Annotated in this window: 7 protein-coding genes and 1 riboswitch; of the genes, 4 read left to right on the forward strand and 3 right to left on the reverse strand. The window is 40.0% G+C overall.

The annotated features are described in order from the left end of the window. Positions 1-254 precede the first annotated feature (254 nt). Together AC1TO8_RS11845 and AC1TO8_RS11850 are read left to right on the forward strand one after the other, a co-directional pair. On the forward strand, positions 255-6,071 hold the full coding sequence (locus tag AC1TO8_RS11845; RefSeq protein ID WP_482055817.1) for an NPCBM/NEW2 domain-containing protein: 5,817 nt from the start codon (positions 255-257) through the stop codon (positions 6,069-6,071). Between the two features lie 277 nt (positions 6,072-6,348). Next, positions 6,349-6,690 carry a zinc ribbon domain-containing protein YjdM gene (locus tag AC1TO8_RS11850; protein WP_482055818.1) on the forward strand — a complete coding sequence of 114 codons (342 nt, stop codon included), beginning with the start codon at positions 6,349-6,351 and terminating at the stop codon, positions 6,688-6,690. A 198-nt stretch (positions 6,691-6,888) separates the two neighbouring features. Here the strand turns inward: AC1TO8_RS11850 and AC1TO8_RS11855 are convergent, their stop codons facing one another. The 3 genes from AC1TO8_RS11855 to AC1TO8_RS11865 all read right to left on the reverse strand — a co-directional run bounded on the left by AC1TO8_RS11855 (position 6,889) and on the right by AC1TO8_RS11865 (position 11,799). Beyond that, positions 6,889-8,553: a histidine kinase N-terminal 7TM domain-containing diguanylate cyclase gene (locus AC1TO8_RS11855; RefSeq protein ID WP_482055819.1), complete on the reverse strand. Its 1,665-nt coding sequence runs from the start codon at positions 8,551-8,553 to the stop codon at positions 6,889-6,891. 187 nt (positions 8,554-8,740) lie between these two features. Continuing rightward, positions 8,741-10,531 carry a putative bifunctional diguanylate cyclase/phosphodiesterase gene (locus AC1TO8_RS11860; RefSeq protein ID WP_482055820.1) on the reverse strand — a complete coding sequence of 597 codons (1,791 nt, stop codon included), beginning with the start codon at positions 10,529-10,531 and terminating at the stop codon, positions 8,741-8,743. Between the two features lie 230 nt (positions 10,532-10,761). Further along, positions 10,762-11,799 carry a PocR ligand-binding domain-containing protein gene (locus tag AC1TO8_RS11865; protein ID WP_482055821.1) on the reverse strand — a complete coding sequence of 346 codons (1,038 nt, stop codon included), beginning with the start codon at positions 11,797-11,799 and terminating at the stop codon, positions 10,762-10,764. A gap of 244 nt (positions 11,800-12,043) precedes the next feature. Between AC1TO8_RS11865 and AC1TO8_RS11870 the strand changes: the two genes are divergently transcribed. Together AC1TO8_RS11870 and dhaK are read left to right on the forward strand one after the other, a co-directional pair. Beyond that, on the forward strand, positions 12,044-13,180 hold the full coding sequence (locus AC1TO8_RS11870; RefSeq protein WP_482055822.1) for a glycerol dehydrogenase: 1,137 nt from the start codon (positions 12,044-12,046) through the stop codon (positions 13,178-13,180). Between the two features lies 1 nt (position 13,181). Beyond that, positions 13,182-14,942 (forward strand): dihydroxyacetone kinase subunit DhaK, encoded by a 1,761-nt coding sequence (gene dhaK, locus AC1TO8_RS11875; RefSeq protein ID WP_482055823.1) that lies wholly within the window; start codon positions 13,182-13,184, stop codon positions 14,940-14,942. 178 nt (positions 14,943-15,120) lie between these two features. Then, positions 15,121-15,214: riboswitch (cyclic di-GMP riboswitch) on the forward strand. Positions 15,215-15,248 lie beyond the last annotated feature (34 nt).

Raw genomic sequence — 15,248 nt, forward strand, 5'->3', positions numbered from 1 at the left:
ACAATGGATCAATCATTTTACAAAAGCAAATATCTAATGACCTATTTGATGAATAGTACCATATGACCATGTAAATAAATGTATAGTCATGTTATTCTTTGGAAGTATTTAAAACTTCATAGGCAAACCTATAGAAATGGCGTCTACATTTGTATACGAACTTTATACGCAATCAGACTACTCTTATGGGTTAGTTTTTTTTGCGTCATTTTCAGTCATTGGTCATCATTATCATTCATCAGGAGGTAGAAAGCATGAAAAAAATGATTGCAATTGCGACATCGGCAGCGATGTTAGTTAGTTTTGCAGGTGAGACAGGCTACGTTCTAGCAAGTGAATTACAACAGACAAATACAGTTAAGACGGTATTGGAAAGCCGCATGAGTACAATTAGTAAAGCATCAGTTGCTCCGTTTGATTTATACGGGAAGGATATTTTGAATGCTTATAATGAAGTTTTCAAAATGAATACTGCAAATATTAAATCAATAAGTAATAATGGTGGGAACTATTCAGGTTCTTCTATAGATAAAGCTATAGACGGAAACATGGGTACACATTGGGAAACAGGTAAACCCAATACTTCAGCATTCACGAATGAGATCGTAGTTTCATTAAATGAGTCCATTGAATTAAATAGAATCGTGTACGCAGCTAGACAATCCGGTGCTAAAGGAAAAGGATTTGCCCAAGAGTTTGACATCTATAGCTCAACTACCGATGAGGGAGATAACTTTATGTTAGTCTCTTCTGGAGAATATACAGGCTCAACAGGGGATGTCGTTGAAATTCAATTTCCATCAATAGTATTTAAGCGAATTAAATTTGTATACAAAAAAGCGAATCAAGATTGGGCAAGTGCAGCAGAATTTTCATTTTATAAAGAAGATGCTGTGTCACTTAAGATGAAACGTTTATTTACGGATGATACATATAGTCAAGTTAGTGCAGAATTTGCTGCCGCAAATCAATTAACAGCTTTAGAGAATGAAGTGAAGTCACACCCACTATACGCTCAATTCAAAGCAGATATTGAGAATGCACAAATACTGCTAGAAAACCATCAAATAGAAGCAACAACTGCAAAGGTCTCTAAATTAAAAGGTTATGGTACAGAATATGAAGCTGCTTATAGCGAAGCATATAGAATGCCAAATTCGAATGTGTTAAAAGTAACGACAAATGGGGGAAGCTACCCAGGTACGAAACCGGAATATATGCTGGATGATCAACCTAATACGCATTGGGAAACGAATAGAAACAATGATGCTAATTTTACGAATGAAGTCGTATTTGAATTAGATACAGCAGAGGTGCTTGATCGAGTGGCTTTTCTGGCTAGAGATAATAGAAAGGGATTCCCGGAAGCTTTCGAAATCTATGCATCTGAAACAAGTAAGGGAGATACATTCCAACTCGTTTCTAGTGGAACTGCAAGTAGTACGAACGACTTTCTAGAATTCAAATTCAAACCAACGACGTTTAAAAGAGTGAAGTTCAAGTTCACCCAAGCGAATATCAACAGACCTTTTGTTGCAGAATTTAGATTCTATAAAGAAGATCCAGTCAGTGATAAAGTGAATGGCATATTTACGGATGGAACGATGAGTGCAGTAGTACCAGAGTACAATAGTGTAGCTGCAATCCATTCTTTAGAGGAATTAGCGAGAGTACATCCGCTATATCCGATCCTCAAAGATCAATTGGACTTAGCTAAGAGAATTGTGAATGGCAAAGTGCAAATTGAAGGTACGATCATCACAGCAGAGCAACGTGGAGATATGAGAAAGCATGCTCAGCAAAACTTAAGAATTAACTTCGGCACGAATAACCAACCTACCGGACTCGTTGCAATGCCTGGTGATACCATCAACGTGTATGTGGATGTAGAGTCGGGCGATAAATTACCGTCAATAGTATTGTCTCAGCAAGAGGCTGCTTGGAACGTTTGGGGTAGAAGCGTGCAACTGCGTCCAGGTAAAAACACAATAACCGTGCCTGAATTTGCAACCAATAGCTACTACGCACGTGAAGTAACTAAAGGTGGCACGGTATATATTGTCAATCCATATACTTCTGAAGAGCAAGGCAAAGCTCCTACTATCCGTTTTGAAGGGTTAGAGAAAATTCCTTTTATGACGAAGACAACAGATCCGGAGCAATTTAAGGCTTTCCTAACCACATATAAACAAAGATTAGATGAAGATAAAGCGCTACATCCTAATGTGTTAGATCGACAATTAATCGACGTCGTAGAAATGGCTAGCGATCACGTTATTTTTACAGGAACGGCTACTGAAGCATACAACAAATTTATTACTCAAGGAAACAACCCAATGGATACCGTAACGGGTTATGATTCTTGGATGAAGACAATCTTTGATTTCTATGGTTTGGATGGCAGCAGTGAGCTCCATGACCCTCAACTAATCCGTGAAAATATTAGATTGATGCAGCCCTATGGTGCGATGTACGCAGCAGGTGACCATACAGGAATTCAAGGTGGAACCGTTGGTTTGATGTTAAGTGATTTCAATGTGGCTTATCCAGGCTGGGGATTGAATCACGAAATCGGACATCGCTTGGCCATGGGGGAACGGGAATATGGCGAAGTAACCAATAACATGGTGTCTATGTTGATGTCTGTCGCTTCTAATTCGATGGATACTCGCATCCCCTACGAAGAAATTTATAAATATACCTTAGAAGAAAATAAAGTCGTTATGAACCAACAGGGACTATTTGCACAACTGGGAGCCTATTGGCAGTTGGAGTTGGCTCATCCGGGGTACTGGACAGAATTGACTAGGATGTATCGAGAGCGGAAGGTAATCCTAGCCAATGGAGATAATTCGAAGCAGCAGTATCTGGTTGAGTTCTCTTCTGAAGTGCTAGGTCTGGATTTAAGTAGCTTCTTTGCTAGACACGGCTTCACAGTTAATCCTGAGACAAGAGAGAAATTGGCGAAATATCCGGCTTCCGACAAACTGTGGTATCTGAACAATACGTTAGTTAACTATGAGGAAAATGGAATTGAAGACAAGACGACTGCGATCAACGTGGGTATTATTTCGAATACGACTGCTAAATCGAATACGTTAAACATCAATATGGATAAAGCCTATAAGAAGGATCTCTTAGGTTATGAAATTTATCGGAACGATATGCTGATAGGGTTTACAGCAACAGATCGGTTTGTGGATTTAGCTGTAGACACAACTCAGAATTATACGTATAAGATCGTGGGTTACGATAAGAAATTGAATACATTGAAGCCAGTTGAGGTTCAGGCATTCAAGCCGACGTTATCGGTTGAAGACCATGTCACATTAAAGCTCAATCAAACGTTCGATCCTATGAATTATGTAACAGCGACGGACTATCAAGGGATTGATATAACAAGTGAAGTCGTTATTACATCGAATAACGTGGATATCACGCAAAAAGGAAATTATGAGATTAGCTATGAGATAAAGAATGCAGGAGTAACAGAGTCCAAAACGACAAGTGTAACGGTAACAAGTGATTACGCGTATGTGTCGGATATGGAGGCTATATTAGTCAATGTTGGCTGGGCGGGACTAAAGAAAGATAAAGCACCTGCGGGTGGAACGATAACACTCGTAAGACAAGGTCTTGCTGCAACCTATGCGAAAGGGATCGGCGTACATGCCAATTCTGAGGTTGTATATCATATTGAAGGTAAAGGGTATGACTTCTTTGAAAGTTATATCGGGATCGATCAAGCTGTCAAAGGACAGGCATCCTCAGCTACCTTTGAAGTGTATGTAGACGGGGAGAAGTTGTTGGATAGCGATGTGTTCGGATCGGGTACGGAACATGAATTTGTAAAGATACCTGTTACAGGTGCACGGGAAATTAAGCTTGTTACAACCGATGCTATCAGTAATGGGAATACGGCAGATCATACCGTATGGGCAGATGCGAAGTTTACGAACAATTCAAGCAACCCAACCATCATTGTTCCTGAACAAACGGCATTCGTTATGCTAAACAGTGAGTTTGATGTTTTAAAAGACGTTACTGTATTTGATACAGAAGATGGAAACTTAATCGACCAAGTTCAAGTGAATACGAACGGTTTCACTACAAACAAGACCGGTACGTACCAAGTAGAACTTACGGTGAGCGACCGTGATGGCAATACAACGACGAAGACGAGAGAAATCGTTGTATATAGTGCTAGTATATATTTGAGTGATGTGAACTGGGAATCGGCAAGAACAGATTATAGTGTCGTTAGAAAGGACAAATCCAGTTCCAACAATACGATTAAGCTACTCGTAAACGGTGAAACAAAAGAGTTCGCCAAAGGGTTAGGAACGCACGCAAACTCGGAAATCGTGTATAACCTTGCTAATACGAACTACGAATATTTCGAAACGTTTGTTGGGGTTGACCGCAATATAGCAGAGCAGAACAGCTCAAGCATAATATTTAAAATACTAGCTGATGGTAATGAAGTGTATAACAGCGGACTTATGAAATTTGGTACTGAAGCCAAATATGTTCGAATACCTGTTAAAGGTGTAAATGAATTACAACTGGTTGTAGATAATGCAAGTAACGGAAATGCTTCAGATCATGGTGATTTCGGAGATGCGAAGTTCATCATCCTTAACAATACGCCTGAGCTTACGATACCTAAATCCGTATCCACCAAAGTCGGTCAGGAAATATTGTTGAGAGAAGACTATTCAGCGATGGATTCGGAAGATGGGGACTTAACTTCTCAAGTAACCGTTACTGGGGAAGATCGAGTAAACTTCAACAGAGCTGGAGAATATCCAATGACGTACACTGTAACCGATAGTGATGGGAATACGACCACGAAGACTAGAACGATAGCCGTTGTGAACATGGAAGATTTCAAGTATTTGACGGATTATGACTGGAATTCTACACAGAATAGTTATACGGCTCCGGTGAAAGATATCTCGATAAGTGCTAAAGCGTTGAGATTAACGGATGCTAACAATCAAGAAGTGGTCTATGAAAGAGGAATCGGAGCGCATTCTAACTCCACGATTGTATATGATCTGAGCGACAAGAACTATGATTACTTCACATCATTTGTTGGTGTAGATCGTCAAATGTACGGTACAATTGGTTCAGTGAGCTTCGAGGTTATTGTTGATGGAGAGAAGAGATTTGATAGTGGAGTCATGATTTCAAGAGACCCACAGAAGTTCATTGAAGTCGATATCAACGGAGCGAAAGAATTGAGATTAGTAGTGATTGATGGTGGAAATGGTAATGGATCTGATCATGCCACATGGGGAGATACTAAATTACATTTTGCCAATGCGGATCAACTATTTACGGGTGAACTGGAACAAGCGATTGCTGATGTTAATGCAATGAACCTAGAGGGATACACTTCAGAGAGCATTGCAGCATTAACAGCTAGCATAGCAAGGGCAGAAGAAGTTCTAGCTAATCAGGACGCTACTCAAGGTGAAGTGGATGAGGCGTTAGCAGCATTGCAAGTAGCAACTGACGGTTTAGTAGAAATAGATTTCACTCAAGTGATTACTGTAGAAGATCAGTATTTAAGTGCCTCGATTAAGCAAACCTTAGGAGTAACGGGGGATCTCACGCTTGGGGATATGTATCAACTTACGACGTTAACAAGTGAAACAAGAAGAGCTAGATCCCTTGATGGGTTACAATATGCGAAGAACTTAGTGACGCTAGATATCACGGGGAACGAAATCACCGATTTCTCTCCATTACAAGGTTTAACGAAACTGGACAACTTGTTGGCTGATCCTCAGGTGGTTGAAGTAGGAACTCTACAAGGACCTATCGTGGAATTGGAAAACCTGGTTACAGGATTAGATGGATATAAAGTGATGCCTAATTTAGCGGGTGTTAGAAACAATAAAACGATGAACGAGATCGTGTTTGATGTAAATGCGTGGGCGGAGAACGCTGATACGTTTACAATAGACCTTTCGAATGAAGAAAAGGGGCTCTACTTCTTGGTAATGACTTATCAAGTTGAAGGTAACCTTGTGCAACTCATTTATCTGATTGATAATAACTAATTTGTAGAATGATGATGAGCATGAGTTGAGGGTGTTCTTAAAAGGGGACAATACTAGACCAGAGAAGTCTTCGACTTCATCTGGTCTAGTGTCGTTGCAGCGGAAATATTAGAAAGGATAAGTTTCACTTGATTGAGCCCATGTTATGCACATGTGGATAACAATTTGGCACACCGCATCTCGCAAAGATCAATCCTATTAACAGTCGGGTTTGTCAATATGAGAGGACTATGGCAATATAGAAGCATTAACTATAACGAATGGAGGGCATTACATCATGTCTAATTTACCAAATTGTCCAAAGTGTCATTCAGAATACACTTATGAGGATGGAAGTCTGTTAGTTTGTCCAGAATGTGCCCATGAGTGGACTTTAGAATCAGAGACCGAGAATAATGAAGACAAAAAGGTTGTCAAAGATGCGAATGGTAACGTCTTAAACGATGGGGATTCTATCACGGTAATTAAAGATCTCAAAGTCAAAGGAAGTTCATCTGTTGTAAAAATAGGTACAAAAGTAAAAAATATACGCTTGGTTGATGGAGATCATGATATTGATTGTAAAATTGATGGATTTGGAGCTATGAAGTTGAAATCCGAATTTGTTAAAAAGATCTAAGAGGAAGTTCAAAAAGTCATCTTTTGATCACGAAGGTAAGCAAGGAGCGTATTCGACATCGAAGATTGAATTCAGCCGGTCTTTCCGGTGCTCACGTAGGTACTGCCTACGCTCCGCTCCTCACTCCCTATCTTCATTCAATCTTCTCGGTGCTGAAAATCTAACTTTTTGAACACGCATGATAAGAGTGTTGTAGATTTATCTTGCGACACTAACAATTCGGTTGCGTCCTTCATTTTTGGCTTGATATAAGGCTTTGTCCACGGACTCAAATAAATCATTCAAATTCATTATGGGGTTGTTGGTATGTGGATTCATTGAATTATTAATGGATAGCAACCCCATACTTATCGTGATGGATACAGATGAAGCACCATTATCGATAGCCACTTTATTCATCTCAATGGTTGATTGGACACGTTCAGCCAGAATAGTAGCTTGGAATTGATTCGTATTTGGTAAATAGATAATGAACTCCTCTCCGCCATAGCGGGCCAATATGTCAGCTTTCCGTAGTGTTTTTTTGATGACTTCGACAGTCTTACACAGCACGATATCGCCGACCAAATGGCCATAATCATCATTGATTGATTTGAAAAGGTCAATATCTAATAAAAGGATCGCAAACGGTGATTGATATTTCATATTTTTCGCTACTTCTTGCTCTAACTGTTGCGTCAAGTAGTGACGGTTATAACAGCCTGTTAAACTGTCGGTTAGGGCCATCTGTTTGAGTTTACGGTTCGTTTGAAACAATTCATTCTGTATTCTAATTAGTGCTAGATTACGCTCCTGTAGGATCTCGTTCTGAAGATGGGCCTCATCAATGAGTTGGTGAATTTCGGTCATATCTTGAAATGTGACAATTCTTCCAATGATGATATCATCAACTAGAATAGGCGCAACATGAATCTTGGTATACATATTGAATTGTGGATAGAAAGCTTCAATCTCTGCCCGTTCCAAAGGTTGTTCATGATAAGTAAGAAGGAACGAATCAAATTCGCTAGTAGATTGTTCTCGTGGCAGGATCGTCTCGATATTGAAGCGATCTCCTATATGTATGAAGTTAACGTAGGGAAGCAACGACTGGTTTACTTCTACAACATGCTGATTATCATCAAGCACCAGAATGCCATGATCTATGGTGTCAATAATATCTTGATGAGCAATAGTTACAAGATCTAATACTTTATCACGATGAATGGCAATAACGAAAAAGATAGCAGATAGTAATATTCCGAGAGATGTTATTCCCGGAATGACCGGAGATAGCGCTAAGACAACATTAAGGAACACGTCGAATAATACACATACAGTTAGCACTACAACCCCTCTGAGGACATGTGCAACCTGCATTTTGATACGGGGCGAATGATTTGAGGCTAGACCTAAATAGATGATATATAGTGAAATAATGACACAGATAATTATGAATGTAATCATAATCCAAAAGATCGGACCATAGATCCTTTGAACGTAGCCGCCATATGCAGGCTGGACAAACATACCGTTCGGGTTGGCGATGACACCAAGTGTGATGAACAGCGTTGAAATTAATAGGATCCAAGACGTCTTTTTATGTATAAAATGGGATTGTCCAGTGAGGAAAATCGTGAAAAAAAGCCAACCCGTTGTGAGTAGCATGGAGTTAACAAATGCGAGCTTCACATATAACAATTGAAACTCGGAATTCTCTGTTGTTTTCATAGCAAACTGGCAGAAAGGCCACAACATCATAGTAATGTGGAATACTAAATATACTTTATGTAGTGTGGTTATTGTAACAGTAACAAATACATATACGAACAGAACAAATAAAACTAGAAACAATATGAAATCAAGCCACATTACGAGCCCCAAATAGGTTACACCCTCTTATTATATAGTAGTTATTCAGCAGACTGACTTAGGTCGAAAGTCTTATATTATAACTCTAATATATAAGCATAGGGAAAATAATACAATACAAATAGGTAGATTTAATATGTTATAAGATAATAAGTCAGTTGAGACGATAGCTTCAACAGGCTTATTATGAATTTATAATTTAAGAGCTATAATGGACATCGCCTGGTATATCGATTCCAGTATTCTCCCATCTGGTGAGCAATTGTTTCACGTCTTGCGCTGATTTCGGCTTGCTAAACAAATAGCCCTGAATTTTATCACAGTTCTGTTCTTGTAAGTACTTCAGCTGGTTATTCTGCTCTACTCCCTCCGCAACGACGCACATATTCATTTTTTTGCCAATGATTATGATTTGCTCGATCAGAGCAGTTTGATGTGTCCCTGCATGGATCGAGTCAATAAAGGACTTGTCTATTTTTAAAGTGGAGATCGGCAAATGGGTAAGGTAACTTAAAGAAGAATAGCCAGTCCCGAAATCGTCCAAGGCAATTCTGATATTGTGTTCTCGTAGTTCATTTAGCCTACCACTCACATGATCGTAAGATTCAACCAGAATGGACTCCGTGATTTCGAGCTCCAGATACTCCGGTTCCAGCCCACAACTTCGCAGTGTATCTAGAACAAGCTCATTAAAATCGGTCTGTAGTAGCTGCAGCATTGAAATATTGACGGATATCGTTAAATGCTGTAATCCCTGCTCATGAAGACTTTTCAAGAAAGAGCAGGCTGTGCGTAAAACCCATGCTCCCAATGGAATAATGAGATGTGAGTCCTCTGCTATTTTGATAAATTTAAGAGGAGAGACAATGCCCAAATCTGGGCTATTCCAGCGTAAAAGGGCCTCCAGTCCGGTTACCTTGTTCAGCGTTAAATCTACCTGAGGCTGATAAAAGAGTTCAAACTCATTTCGTGCCATGGCCGAATATAACTGTTTCTCAATGTTCATTCTTTCGGCGAAGGTATCATTCATTGGATGATCAAAGGTAACAAACTGGCCTTTCCCTGCCTCCTTAGCCCTGTGCATGGCAATGTCTGCACGTTTAATTAATTCCATAATATCATTGCCATGCTCTGGATAGATACTTATTCCAATACTGATGCTGATGTGCAGAAGACTATTGTCCATCTCGATGGGCTCCTTGAAACTGGTGAGGATGCTACCGGCAATCTTAGATGAGCCATCTGTATTCTCGATGGGATGAAGAATGATAAATTCATCACCACCAAACCGATAAACGTCTCCTTTATTCGCTACAATGGAGAGTAGCCTTTCGCTTACCTTAGCAATCAGACGGTCCCCGAATCCATGACCCATCGTATCGTTAATATATTTAAAGTTATCAATGTCCACAAACATCAGTACCGCATTCTTATCGGAATCCGCAAGGATGCTTTGAGTTCCATTCTCGTATAAGGCCATCTTGTTGGGCAATCCAGTCAATACATCATGATAGGCAAGATAATACATTTTCTCTTCACTTTCCGTAAGCTTGCGCTGATTCTCAATAAGTTTATCGTATTGTTGTCTAAGTTCATCTTCAGTTGCTATGATCTCCTCGTATGCAGATTCGAGACTTTCATGGGCGTAGACCTTGTCAATGTATGCGACTCCGAGCTTATTCTCTATCCTTTTGATGCGATTGACCGTTCCCAGAATGAGAAAAAAGATAAATGCTGCCGTCATACTCATGAATAGCCAACCTTTAATCATATGAATCAGTGTGACCCATTCACTATTCGATACGAAAGTGGAAATTGCCTTATCCGTTAATAGAATCCATAGGCAACCTACGACGAAATATATTCCGGAAATTCTAGTAGAACTTCGTAGGGGACTGAAGGTTTGTTTAGTTGTCGACTTCAATGTTGTCTTCTTATGTAAAGGTTTTCCCGCATAGGGGGTTCTTTTGTCTTTATCTTTTTGTAGCATAGTGCCCCTCCATTTCAAACCTGATCAATCATCTCGCTTTTAGAAAATTCAACATATTTATTCGGATTCCTCTATTTGATAACATTATTTCACAAATATCTACAATATATGCCCATAAATAAAGGCTGATGCTGATGAAATGATGAATAAATTGAACAATCCATTCATGTTTAGAAGTCTATGAGGGGTAAATCATGATGCGTATAGCAGCAAATTTGGGTAGTAGTGGTTTAAGGTTTGTTCTGATACCTATTTCGATAAACGGCAGGGGTTAGCGTTGCGAACTTTTTAAATGTTTTGATGAAATATCCAGCATCGCAAAATCCCAATTCATCACTTATTTGATGAATGGGTTGATCCGTTGTCTCTAGAAGCTGCTTGGCCCACTCTATTTTTAAGCGTGGAATAAAGACTGAGAAATTTTCGCCGGTTTCTTTTATAAATATGCGGCTGAAATAACTCGAGCTAATGTGACATCGTTTCGCCATGTCACTCAATGAAATACTATCGTTCTTATGGTGGTAGATGTAATCAAAAGCCGGTTGAAGCAATGGGTTAGATGAACGGATTTCATTGGATGTAAACTTTTTTATTTTATTATCAAGAAGAGTACTGGAAAGCTCCGTTTGTATAGCTTGTATATTTCGATAATTACGATCAGAAGTGCTAATTGAATCTAAAGATGGGTTGACTTCATCCGTGGACAGAGCCTTTTTATACATATCTATCGTTGAATTTTTATGAATAGCTTCTTCCACAATGTAGTTGCATAGGTGAAATAACATATCCGCGATGGTAGAGACTTCTTCGTATGATAAGGCGGGTAAAGAAAGATAGTCTTTTTCTAAAGCTTTGAACTTATCATTTGTTTCTAGGCTAGCAGGACGAGTTACAATCTGTTCAAGTGGCGTATCTGTATCGCGTAGCTTAATTTGTCCAGCCATGATAGCCCCAATATATTGATCATCAATAATAATAGGAATGGCAATATCAATAATATTGAAATGGCACATATAGATATAGGGTTTATTCAGCCGTACGGCTTCCAATCCGCCTCTGGCATCACATGTCTGACAATACGGTGATAGTGTGGAATCTTGTCTTACACCCTGGCAAAAGGGTTGGCAGTAACTATGCTCTGTAACAGGAGTACCTTTGTAATCAACTGTAATGATCGCCATTTTGGTGACCAGCGCAAGAGAGTCTTGTAACTTATGCCATTTCTCTAAATCGATAATCTTGTCTAACCTAAACAAAGAATGGTTCATTAGTGTACACTCCCTATAGTTGAATAGAAATATGGAAATGGGAATAGAATATAAAGATGAAAGTATGAGTATTACACTTTGATTATACTGTATTAACCTGATAAGTGGACAAGATTATACTATTTGGGAGCTAGATAACATAAAAACACCATCTGGAAGCGCTTAAAATTGCAGGTATAGTTCGATGATTACTAACCATAGTCGGACTATAATAGAATCATAGTAATCAAAGGAGGAATTTAAGATGAGAAAAGCCTTTATTAGCCCATCTAAGTATGTTCAGGGAGAAGATGAATTACTAAATTTGGGGTACTTTGTAAAAACATTCGGAGATTCAGCACTACTCATTGCGCATGCAGATGATGTAAAGCGAGTGAAAGACAAACTAGAATCTACTATAAATAAATTTAATATCACACTGATCGAAAGTAACTTCCAAGGGGAGTGCTCACGCGAAGAAGTTCAGAGATTGCAACAATTGGCTAAAGAACATTCCTGCTCTTGTACGATTGGATTAGGTGGAGGCAAGGCAATTGATACAGCGAAGTGCGTAGCAGAAGGTGAAGCTTTAATTATTGTGCCAACGATCGCAGCAACCGATGCACCAACGAGTCATTCAGCTGTACTGTATACCCCAGAAGGGGAGTTTGATGATTATGCGTATTTTAAACAAAGCCCTAGTGTAGTTATGATTGATACGACGGTCATTGCCAACGCACCTACAAGATTTCTTGTGTCAGGGATGGGAGATGCGCTCTCTACTTATTTCGAAGCTAGGGCAACCTCAAGATCTTACTCTAACGTCAATGCGGGAATGCCATGTGGTGTTCGTGAAGGGGTCTGTGGTCCGGCGATAGGAACCAATACAGCCTTGGTACTAGCTAAGTATTGTTACGAAACGATATTGAGAGATGGCGTTCAAGCGAAGGTAGCTTCTGATTGTAATAGGGTAACTCCTGCACTTGAGAATATTATTGAAGCGAATATCCTTTTGTCAGGGCTTGGTTTTGAAAGTGGTGGTTTAGCCGCTGCTCATGCTATTCATAATGGCTTAACTTCACTTGAAGGAACTCATCATTATTATCATGGGGAAAAGGTAGCTTTCAGTACAATCGCCCAATTAGTTCTGGAAAATGCGGATAAAGATGAGTTGAATGAAGTATTCGCATTTTGCGTATCGGTTGGTCTTCCAGTATGTCTAGCAGACATTGGCGTAGATAGTGTTTCATACGAGGAAGCGTTGGCTGTAGCTCGAATCGCTTGTATTCCGGCAGAGTCTATTCATTCAATGCCATTTCCAATTACGGAGGATGCTGTGGCAGCGGCCATTATGGTAGCTGATCAACTCGGTCGACAATACAAATTAAGTAAGGGTGAATAGTATGAAAAAAATAATGAATAAGCCAGAGACACTAGTTAGAGAGATGTGTAATGGTCTAGTTCTAGCACATCCTAACTTAGCGTTTAATAGTAAATATAAGATCATTCAGAAAAAAGAAATAAACAAAGATAAAGTAACGCTGATCAGTGGTGGCGGCAGTGGGCATGAACCCGCACATGCTGGATTTGTTGGAAAAGGGATGCTGGACGTTGCTGTCTGTGGCGATGTGTTTGCTTCCCCTTCTCAAATCCAAGTATACCAAGGGATTCGCTCGTCTGCGTCCAATAAAGGAACGCTATTAATTATTAAAAATTACAGCGGCGATATTATGAATTTCAAGAATGCGGCCCATCTTGCAAGTGAAGACGGAATACAGGTCGATTATGTTAAAGTGGATGATGATATTGCCGTTGAAGATAGTCTCTATACCGTTGGAAAAAGAGGCGTTGCAGGAACTGTTTTTGTTCACAAAATAGCAGGTGCAGCTGCTGAGCAAGGAATGTCTTTGAGCCAAGTGAAGGAAGTGGCTCAGAAGGCGATCGACCATACGAAAAGTATAGGATTCGCGTATACCTCATGTACTGTTCCTGCTAAGGGAACACCGACCTTTACCCTTGCGGACAATGAAATGGAGTATGGTGTGGGCATTCACGGCGAACCAGGAATTAGAAGAGAAGCTATGGTGTCAGCGGATGAATTGGCAGACAGAATGGTGACTGCGTTATTGGAGAGTCTGGAGATTGATCAGGATGCTGATCAGGAAGTTACTGTATTGATCAATGGATTCGGTGGAACGCCGCTCCAAGAATTATATCTGTTGAATAACTCCGTTATCCGTGAATTAGTATCCCGCAACAAGAAGGTCTACAAAGTGTTTGTTGGAAATTACATGACGAGTATAGATATGGTTGGGGCGTCAGTTTCAATTATGAAACTGGACGACCAGTTGAAGGAGCTATTGAGTGAAGCGTGTGATACGCCAGCGCTATTCATTCATGAACCTTTCGAACAAGTGAACTATACCGAGGTCGTATTGGAGGAAGATGAGAATACATCTGTATCCTACACATGTGAGACGAATGAAGACTTTGCGAAGGTTGAGAATGATACTTTTTCTTTAAATAATATGATTTATCTTCTTGATACAATGAGTGAAATCATCATTGAGAATGAGATTCCATTCTGTGAGCTAGATGCCCATGCGGGTGATGGTGATTTTGGCATGAGTGTTGCGAAGGGGTTCAAGCAATTAAAGACAGAGTGGAATGATCTCGTAACGAACCACACCATGGATATTGGAAGTTTCCTAGATGCGTGCTCTCTCATTATTATGGAGCATTGTGGAGGGGCCTCGGGTCCAATCTGGGGTTCTGCATTTCGAGCAGCTAGTAAACATGTTGGAAACAAACAAGAGCTATCCATTGATGAGTTCGCTCAAATGATGGCCGCCGTTGTGAAAGGCATTCAGGATACAGGTGAGAGAGCCTTTGGCCGTGGCGCTGTCGTTGGGGACAAAACATTGATTGACGCGCTTGTTCCTTATGCTGAATCTTGGGGAAATAGTGCACTTGATGGCGATGACATTAAAGTTGCCTCAACGAAAGCGGCTGATGCGGCTGTCGAAGGAGCGAAACAAACGGAGGCGATCGTTGCTCGTATGGGAAGAGCGGGTACCGTTGGTGAGAGAAGTATCGGTTATCCCGACGCAGGAGCACATGCATTAGGGGTTATTTTTACAGAACTTTCAAAAGTAATAAAGTGAACATAAAGGCACCCGAGGGGGTGCCTTTTGATTTGTCTATTGATGGCGAATAGTAATATATTAATGATTGACAATTTTCGATACGTGGAATATATTGGACTACAATAGTTCCTTTATACTATTTACGGAGCAAAAAATATGATGTAAGTCACGAAAGTACATCTGCGCTAACGACAATTGTATATTTTGGCACACTAATCGAAAGATTAGCTCGCAAAGCCTCGGAATCTACCAGTCTATGTTAATAGACTTATGATCGTCCAGCTGCAATTAACCTCGTTAATGCAGCTGGACCTTTTTGTGTTC

The sequence above is a fragment of the Paenibacillus sp. Y859 genome (genome assembly GCF_056786405.1).